The sequence below is a fragment of the Johannesbaptistia floridana genome (assembly GCF_057440575.1).
On the sequence record NZ_JALKVM010000308.1, the window covers coordinates 1 to 8,304 of the forward strand.

3 protein-coding genes are annotated in these 8,304 nt (G+C 39.9%); all 3 read right to left on the minus strand.

From position 1 onward, the window contains the following. Positions 1 to 234: 234 nt before the first annotated feature. The 3 genes from MW688_RS18175 to MW688_RS18185 all read right to left on the minus strand — a co-directional run bounded on the left by MW688_RS18175 (position 235) and on the right by MW688_RS18185 (position 7,676). Positions 235 to 3,234 (minus strand): ATP-binding protein, encoded by a 3,000-nt coding sequence (locus tag MW688_RS18175; protein ID WP_486737430.1) that lies wholly within the window; start codon positions 3,232 to 3,234, stop codon positions 235 to 237. A gap of 870 nt (positions 3,235 to 4,104) precedes the next feature. Further along, complete coding sequence (locus MW688_RS18180) at positions 4,105 to 7,176, minus strand: DUF1156 domain-containing protein (RefSeq protein WP_486737431.1); 3,072 nt, start codon at positions 7,174 to 7,176, stop codon at positions 4,105 to 4,107. 308 nt (positions 7,177 to 7,484) lie between these two features. Further along, positions 7,485 to 7,676 carry a DUF1156 domain-containing protein gene (locus MW688_RS18185; protein ID WP_486737432.1) on the minus strand — a complete coding sequence of 64 codons (192 nt, stop codon included), beginning with the start codon at positions 7,674 to 7,676 and terminating at the stop codon, positions 7,485 to 7,487. Positions 7,677 to 8,304: the final 628 nt, after the last annotated feature.

Below are 8,304 nucleotides of genomic sequence, written 5' to 3' on the forward strand. Positions count from 1 at the left end.
TTACTTCAAAACTCATCTAGCGGTGCGTTACGGGCTTCGCCCTAACACACCCTACAACTACAACTACTTTTATACTGTTGGGTTTCGTGACCTCAACCCAACCTACAGGCTACAGGCTACCTTCAAAACTCATTACTTCAAAACTCATTACTTCAAAACTCATCTGACTACCTCTTTATCACTCATTTACTTGTGGTGGATGAATAATGAGTCTTAAAGTCTTGAAGTAATGAGTTATGAGTAAAAGAATTCATCATCTAAACCTAACTCCTGTAAAGCTGATTTAGTTTCATTCTTCTCTTGTTCGCTAATATTTCCTTCAACGGTAAACTTGATTTCCATAGTAAGCTTTACATCTTTTTTAGAGGAAAACTTGGAAAGTACCTTGGTGTAAAGTTGCATCCATTTTTGGGCGGGGACTTCTCCTTGCCAATTTATTTCAACCTCTTGGGGGGAATCAACTGTATATGTTTGAGTACCTTCAGCGACTTTAGTAGTGGCGGTGGGGTTAGTAGGATTAGGGTTATCAACTACTATGGAAAAAGTAGCTTTTGTTTCCACACCTTGGCTAGATGCTGAAATGAAATAATTACCATTCGCTTCTCCTGCTGTAAGTAACCCTTGAGAGTCAATTTCACCCCCTGAAGCAGACCAAGTAATTGTCCCTGTGTCGATTTTCTCCCCATATTGGTCTTTTCCTTCCACAGAAAATGCTTGTTTACTATTGGGTTGAAGACTGACGTTAGTAGGGGTAATAACTAGGGTAGTTAATTTTGGGGGTTCTGTGATTCTTTGCTGATAGCTTTCTGCATCTTCAGCTTTAATAATATACATATCCTCTGAGATTTCTACCTCTGATGGGGTAAGGCTGGTTTTAAAAATAAATGGTTTATATTTATCCCCAACTTTACCTACATAGCCGAAAATTCCAGTACTTACCCCACGGGCGATGGTATCTTTAATAGAGTCACCAGATAAGAGTTTGGGAAATTGAGGCGAAGCAAAAAAAGTATCTCTAATCGCTTTTGTACTCCACTCAGTAAAAGCAGGAGACCAATTTCTCATGAGAAAGTTAGGGTTAATTGATTGTTCAATCTCACCTTCTCTTCTGAGGTGATTGATGAATAATCTCACTAGAGATTTAGCTTGACTAGAGGTAATTAAGCCTAAATCAACTTCTCTCAAGCTATTATCTTTACTTAGATAACAAAGGTTTTTATAAGAACGCCAAACGGTTTCTTTTAAATCCCTGTCTGCTTTCATCAGATTCTCTTTTAGCTGTTTGGTTTGTTCTTCATCAAGCTTAGTTTCTTCATTTTGAATATCTTCCCAAGCTAATAATTTTCTCGCATCCTCTCTAAGTTTCTGTTCTGTATCTACATAGGAGAATATAAGGGCACTTTTATAGGTTCTAGCTTGTGAGCCAGATTCTCTAATCATAGTCTCAATTAGTTGTAGAGTATAATCTTCTTGACTGGAATATTCTGGATTTAGTACAGCTAGGGTAATAATAGGTTGATTGGGGATATTGCTGGAGTTTTCCGGGAAGTAGACAATATGAATACCTGATTCACTCTTAAATACTTTTTTGATTTCTTCTTCAACTCGTTTAGCGATTCTATCCTCTTGGATACTAGCTTTGCGATCTGCTAAGATTTTATTTAGATTGGGGTAAGTGTTAAAACGATAACTATTTTGATTAACCGCTAAATAATAACAATTAGTCCGCAAGCTTTCTAAAACAGTTTCAATATTAGCTATTTCTGATTCAGGTTCTCCTAAAGCTAGACGTATCTCAGGCAGGGTGGCGTTATTTTTGGTTTGCCCCCCATTGGATTCAAAAAAGATAGTAGTTGCTACTTTTTTGTGTAGTTTGGCCTTTTTAATCTCAGGAATGGCATCTTTATCTAACTTGATGGCGTGGGCATCTTTTCGGCCACAAATATCGGTAATAACTGCGGCTTCTAGTTTGTCTGTACCTAGTTGTTCAAAAGTGGCTACTCTAAAGAGAGAATCATCTAAAGGGGCAGTTCCAAGGGCGATTAAGGGGTCTTTATTTTGCCCTTCATAGCCTTCTTTATAGGCTTTAGCCACCCATAAGGCTAATAGTCTCAGAATTCCCCTAGTGCGTTGAAAACGGGGTAAAGCTTGCCATTTTCGTTCAAATACTGATAAAACTGTGGGGTGAAAAGGGTAAGTAGCGATAAAAGCTTCCTCCGCGTTATCTATAGGAAACCAACTGGGTAGAGAGGTGCGATTTTCTAACATCCAATCGGAGTATGCTTTACAAGTTTTTCTTGCTTGATTGAAGATTAAAATTTTCCCATCAGCGGCTACTGCTTGGGTATCCCATTCAAATAAGCGTCTACGAATAATTTCTGCTGTTTCTGACTCGGCAGAAAGCATAATCGCTTTACCTACACGGTCTAGCATCTTTTTAAATCGTTGCTCATCCTCTTCATCATCGGGGGTATATTCTATTTCAGATGCTGGAATAGAAATGACTAAAACCAGATTATCTACACCTCTAGCGGTTTCTGAGAGTGATTGCAGGAAGTTATATAGTAGATTGTTATATCCTTTTTTACGAGAACGAGAGATATAGTTAATTACTTCGTCAACTAGGATTAAACAGGGTTTATCCTTGGGTAAGAATTTACGAATTACATCTCCTCCAGGAACCATAAATTCTTGGTCGTGTTGTTTGACTATTTGATAGGCTGCTTCTCCCCCTAATTGAAAAGCAATTTCCCCCCAAGGTGTTTTTCTATGAGGTGTTCCATCATTACCCCCACGCCCATCTAGAGAGTCAAATTCAGTACCTACAAATACTGCTACTGCTGCTTCTGGCACAGTGGTTACTTCTGCTTGGTCTAAAATCTTTTTAACACCTAGATAGTGATTAGCTTTAGAGCCTTCTTTAGCTAAATGGTAGAGTAGGGTTAAGCTGTGGGTTTTACCTCCTCCAAATTGAGTTGAGAGGTTAAATACAGCATTTGTTCCTACTTTAATTCCAGATAGTCTTCTTACTACTTGGGAGGAAAGTTCTAGAAGATATTTAGTTAAAAATGTTCGTTCAAAGAAGCGTTGAGGGTTTTGGTAGTCATCTGGGGCTTGATTGTTCCTTACTTGGTCTAAATGTACCGCAAATTCAGAAGCATCAAGCGGTTTTCCTAGTCTTAAATCTTCTCTAGGGGTTAAACTTTCTATTTGGTACCAGGGAGTGAGTTTCATAAAGTGGAATTAATTATTAATATCTATAGTTTCTGTTATTTATACTTTTATTTTTGATAATGGTTTTTGGCGATCGCCCTTTCGTTTATAGTGTAAACTATGATTTAATTTACACTTTTTGCTGTATTTTCTCTAAATATATTTTATAGCAAAGTAGTAGTAGGGTGTGTTAGCGCTTCGCGCGTAACGCACCGTTAGTTGAGTAATGAGTAACGAGTAATAAGTAATGAGTAAGAAGGTAGCCTGTACGTAGCCTGTAGGTTGGGCAGGGAGATAACCCAACATGATGAGTAATGAGTAAGGAGTAATGAGTTTTGAAGTAAGAAGGTAGTTGTAGGGTGTGTTAGGGCGAAGCCCGTAACGCACCGTTAGTTGAGTAATGAGTAATGAGTAATGAGTAATGAGTAAGAAGCCAGTAGCCTGTAGGTTGGGCAGGGAGATAACCCAACAATTTACTGGTGAAAGAATGATCCCCCCAACCCCCCTTACAAAGGGGGGCTATTTAAGTAATATTGTAGGGTGTGAAGCGTGCGAAGCGCGTAACGCACCTAGATGAGTAATGAGTAATGAGTAATGAGTAATGAGTAAGAAGCCAGTAGCCTGTAGCCTGTAGGTTGGGCAGAGATAACCCAACAAACATGAGTAATGAGTAATGAGTAATGAGTAAGAAGCGCGTAACGCACCAAAGCTGTTTGTGTTCACAAAATAATTATAGCAATGACCAAATAGATGTTAACAGTTATTATCATGAAAAGCCCCCCTTGTTAAGGGGGGAAGGGGGGATCTGTAAATATAAATATTGTTAACACTACAACGCTCATGGCTATAACTTGTGCGTTACATTTCCTGAACGCACCCTACAAGTATTACTTAAAATCCCAGTCCTTTTTTCTTCGCTAATACCCCATCTATCCACCGTTTCTCACTAGTCCCATTAGGGTACAATGCTGATAGAGATTGAGCTAAGGTCCAAAATCGCTGGTCATCTCCTACCCCATCATCTACTAAGAAGGTTTTTAAAGCATCGCTTCTCCCTGCGGTAAACAGAAGCATTGATTGGTGGATACGGTCTAAAACAGTTTTCCCTATATTCTCTATAGTTGAATCATCCCTGTTTTGAGTAATCTTTTGTTCTTCTTCCGGGAATAAGGATATTTGTACATTCTTATTCTTTTTGGTTTTTCTTTTTTTGGGAGTTTTAAGAGAGTCTAAATCATGTCTTGGTGCGCGTTTCCTTGCGGAGGTTTCCTCCGCGGGGTCGCACCGCTTTTTATCTAGTAATGCTTTTGACCTTTCTAATACAGGTAAAAGTCTGGCTTTGTTTCCCTTAATCTCTACTAGGGTATTGAGGTTTTCTAAGTTAACCCCTAAGCCTTGGGCGATTTTTCTTACAGAATCGTATTCTAAAACAAAGCCTGTGTTAGCTGCTTTGGAGGTGGATTCATCTTCATCTGCTTCTGCTTCTACCTCCGTATGGTTGTTATCCCCAGCTTCAGTTGATAAAGTCCAAAGCCACATAGCTGTAAGTCTGGCATCTGATTCTAGAGATGATGTATCGGCATCTTTGAAAATCATTCGCAAGGCTTCTTGAGATACAGCAGCCCACAGGTTTTCTAGATAGTCTTTGAGAGTGACTATTTCACCAGAGGCTTTTTCTACACTGTCATAGCGGGAGAAGATTTCTAAAGCAGGTCCTAAACAGGCAAAAATAGCATCGGCACCTACTATTCCTTCTGATGCAAGGCGTGGCATCCATTCATGAATACAAATAGGTAGTTCTTGGAGTACATCTCTCCAATCGCCGATTTGGTTTTTGGTGCGAGGGCGACAGACTAGGTGGATTGATGAGGCGAGGGCGGCAGAATCCATGGCATTTATTCTTGAACCCATTTCAGTATCTATTGCCCATGATGCAGTTATAGTCCAACCTGCATCTACCAGGGCTTGAAGCATAGTTTCCCAACCTGATGTTGATTTATGGGCAAATACAATTGTGCCGATACCATTTGGGGAGAGAATTCTACATCCCTCTCCCATGGCTTTTGCCATATTTTTTTCAAAATAAACTTTATCTTGATTACGATGAGGTGAAACAATACATTCGCCTTCTTTAGGTGTTAATTCATCTTTAAAAGACACTTTAAGAGATGAAGGTAAACTTCGCTTCAACCAGACGTAAAAAAAGTCCGATAAATCAGAATATTCAATTGCATCATAGTATGGAGGGTCTGAGATAAATGCTTGTATGAAGTCATCAGGAAGGGGGTGTAAGGTTGCGTCTGCTTGTTGAGTCTGTCCTGTATTATTAATAATGCAATTACTATCACATATTCCATAAACCCAATTTATTGCACCGTCCATTGACCCTGTTGACCTAGAAAAAAACATAGCTTCAGCTATATCCCAAACCATAGGAATAGCTTGTCTGGCGAAAATTCCCTCTATTTTTTCACCAACAGTATTCCAACGAGATAAGGAAGTTAATGTGTTAGCTAGTCTATCAACTATCAAAGCTAAACAACACTGTACAGCATTCACTAAACCTTGCTCGTCAAACCTATCTACTTTACCCTCAACATTATTAACTAATTTTACTAAAGTTGTTAATGCTAGAGCTTGACGAGATGTAAATATATTTTCAAATCTATAAATACCATAGAGTTCTAAGCGAAAACTTCTACTGTTAGGTGGTACATGTTCATCAGGAACTAAACTCAATTCCCCCTGATGGGCCGCTTTTCTCCTCTCTAACTCCTCCTTAGCCGCAACAATAGCATCTTTATCCCTATTATTAGGCAACCGATAAAACCGACCCTTCTCACTTTCACGAGTAGTTACCACGCAAAAAAGCCGGGCATCATCAGCACCACCTCTTCTGGGTTTTAACTGCTTTCTTACTGAAGCAACCGGAGTAGTAAACCCAGTCACTGGACATGTAGCCGAACCCCTAGCTACTGTACCATTTTCAACTTCCTTGGCACTTTTGGGTTCAAATATCTCTAAAAGAGGTCTTCTCACCTTACGAGTTACCCCATCAGCATAAGTAACCTCAACCGTCTCGGTTTTTACCTGTCTTTTCTCATCTCTCACCCATCTTAGAGCCCTATTTCTCTTGTTTTTCTTAGCTAACCACAGACTACGCATTAAAGGCACTTCTACAGGAATACCCGTGCCATCATCTGGGGCTTCAGAAATAATTGTTCTTGCCCAAAGATAGGCTATAGGTGTACTGCCATCTTCATCTTTTGGGTAAAATTGACCTAACTCTTTTTCTGCCTCTTTTTTAACCCATTCTCCCCATTTACGCACCTCATCTGCTAACTTTTGCCCATATTTAGGGATATATTCTAAAACCACCTTGTTGAGTAAAACGGCCACGGGATTCAAGTCAGAGGCGAAGGCATCAGCGCCTACTCTCAAAGCTTCTAAGGGTATTGAACCCCCTCCGGCAAAAGGGTCTACTACTAGGGGTTTGGTCTCTGGTATTCCCCCATTAGCCTCATGGGCGGCTTGTGTTAAAATTCTACTGGTTTCTAAATATTCTCTATTGGTTGAATTGTCCCAATTAGCAAAATCAGCGATAAAGTCTAGTAAAGCGCCTCTTTGTTGTTCATGATTATCTAATATACTTGGGTCTTTTTGAATACGAATAAATCTTTGATAACTCTCTGGACTAAGTAGATTGAGTCGCTCAGTATTTGACCATTTGAGCATTAATTCTCTGGCAGTTTGGCGAAAAGATTCAGGGCATTTATCATCCCCTGGGTCTAACCACAAGGCAGCACAAATCACGGCCCTACAAGCGGCTAATGGTCTTCTGGCCCACCATATATGCAGTGTTGATATATGTCCGTGGCGAATTGATTTTTCTCGCCGTGAATGGGCTGATATGCGTTTAATGGGTAGGTCTACTTCAATTAGTCTTCTGGGGTAGTCTGGCATAGTTTAGTTAGACATTTCTGGAGAGGGGGTTTTTCAGTATTTGCATCAATATCTCATAATATAACTGATTAAACGGACTTGATATTACTTATTACTTCAAGACTTCAAAACTCATTACTTCAAAACTCATGATGGTGCGTTACGGGCTTCGCCCTAACAGACTTTACAACTACAACTATAACTACTTTTATAGTGTTGGGTTTCGTGACCTCAACCCAACCTACAGGCTACTACTTTTATAGTGTTGGGTTTCGTGACCTCAACCCAACCTACAGGCTACTACTTTTATAGTGTTGGGTTTCGTGACCTCAACCCAACCTACAGGCTAACCACAAGGCAGCACAAATCACGGCCCTACAAGCGGCTAATGGTCTTCTGGCCCACCATATATGCAGTGTTGATATATGTCCGTGGCGAATTGATTTTTCTCGCCGTGAATGGGCTGATATGCGTTTAATGGGTAGGTCTACTTCAATGAGTCTTCTGGGATAGTCTGGCATAGTTTAGTTATATCATTTCTGGAGAGGGGGAGAGCTCAGATCTTGCATCTTTATCAAAAGTTACTTGTGGTGGTTGAGTAATGAATAATGAGTTTTGAAGTTTTGAAGTAAAAGAATTGATCCTAACCACTTAAAAATTGATTTTCGCCTGTTGGCCTATTTAGTACTTTTGTATTTGCGTGCAAGATCTGAGGAGAGGGGGTTTTTTAGTATTTGCCTCAATATCTCATAATATAACTGATTAAACGGACTTGATATTACTTCAAAACTCATTACTTCAAAACTCCTTACTCATTACTCATCATGTTGGGTTATCTCCCGGCCCAACCTACAGGCTACTACATGCTACCTTCTTACTCATTACTCATTACTCCTTACTCATTACTCATCATGTTGGGTTATCTCCCTGCCCAACCTACAGGCTACTGGCTTCTTACTCATTACTTCAAAACTCATTACTCATTACTCAACTAACGGTGCGTTACGGGCTTCGCCCTAACGCACCCTACAATATTACTTAAATAGCCCCCCTTTGTAAGGGGGGTTGGGGGGATCATTCTTTCACCAGTAAATTGTTGGGTGTAGTGACCAAGGGCCCAACCTACAGGTTACTGGCTTCTTACTCATT

Bases quoted from the DNA above. Each gene is read 5' to 3' on its own strand.
- MW688_RS18175 (WP_486737430.1), bottom strand. From the start codon at position 3,234: ATGAAACTCACTCCCTGGTACCAAATAGAAAGTTTAACCCCTAGAGAA.
- MW688_RS18180 (WP_486737431.1), bottom strand. From the start codon at position 7,176: ATGCCAGACTACCCCAGAAGACTAATTGAAGTAGACCTACCCATTAAA.
- MW688_RS18185 (WP_486737432.1), bottom strand. From the start codon at position 7,676: ATGCCAGACTATCCCAGAAGACTCATTGAAGTAGACCTACCCATTAAA.